This window comes from Vibrio sp. Vb0667, from assembly GCF_033391095.1.
Map to the genome: position 1 here is coordinate 1 of NZ_JAWPOL010000393.1, position 1,049 is coordinate 1,049.

Genomic DNA, 1,049 nt, shown 5'->3' on the forward strand with positions numbered 1-1,049 from the left:
TACAAAACCAACTAGAAAAAGCGCAAGCTTCGATGAAGCAAGAGCTAAACCAAGTTAAAGAAGAAACCATCGAGAAAGCGACCACAGTAACGCACAAAGCAGAAGTGGTGCTTGGTCAACAACAAAAGAGCATTGAAAGTTTACAACTCGCCGTCGCAGATGTGAAAGGCCGACGTCCAAACGACTGGCTATTGGCAGAGGCCGATTACCTTGTGAAGTTGGCTGGTCGTAAACTGTTCTTAGAGCATGACGTAGAAAGCGCAACTCAACTAATGGAAAGCGCAGACCAACGTATTGCCGCGCTAAACGATCCAAGCTTAGTTAAACTGCGTAAAGCGATGGCAAACGACATCACCAAACTGCGCACTGTCCCATTGATTGACCGTGACGGTCTTGTTCTGCGTTTAACCGCTCTACAGCAGCAAGTAGATAAGTTGCCTCTAGCAAATGCACTACTGCCGGAAGCCCAAGTCGTTGCTCAACATGAAGTATCAGAAGACATTTCAAACTGGCAAGATAATTTAATGACCTCTCTGAAAGACTTCTCTGAGAACTTTATTACTTTCCGTACTCGCGATGGCAACGTCATCCCATTATTGTCTCCAGAGCAGCATTTCTATTTAAAAGAAAACATCAAGGCCAAACTGGAAACAGCAATCAAAGCGGTTTACCAAGAGCAAGGCGAAATCTACACCACTTCGTTAACGACAGCTGACAAGTGGGCGATGGCTTTCTTCAATCAAGACGACAACGCAGTGAAAGAATTCAACAAAGCACTCAACCAATTAAGCCAACAAAATATTCAAGTTGAGTACCCTGCAAAACTGGAAAGCCAATCTCAGCTATCGGATGTGATTCGTGAGCGACTACGTCGTGAAGTCACAACAATGACAGGTACGGGGGATAAATAATGATTCGCCTTATTTTCCTATTTGTCGTTCTAGGTGCAGGTCTATTTGTCGGTACTCAGTTTTCTGGTCAACAAGGATATGTACTGATCTCAATAGCAAACAAGACCATCGAAATGAGCGTGACCACTTTGGTGATCT

The 1,049-nt window shown here is 44.2% G+C and carries 1 protein-coding gene and 1 pseudogene; both read left to right on the forward strand.

The features are described from left to right. Nucleotides 1–911: uroporphyrinogen-III C-methyltransferase (locus R8269_RS26160; RefSeq protein WP_318223033.1), on the forward strand; the 911-nt coding region annotated here is incomplete at its 5' end. Further along, nucleotides 911–1,049, forward strand: a pseudogene (locus R8269_RS26165) (heme biosynthesis protein HemY); the annotation flags it as partial. The gene R8269_RS26160 and the pseudogene R8269_RS26165, both read left to right, overlap by 1 nt.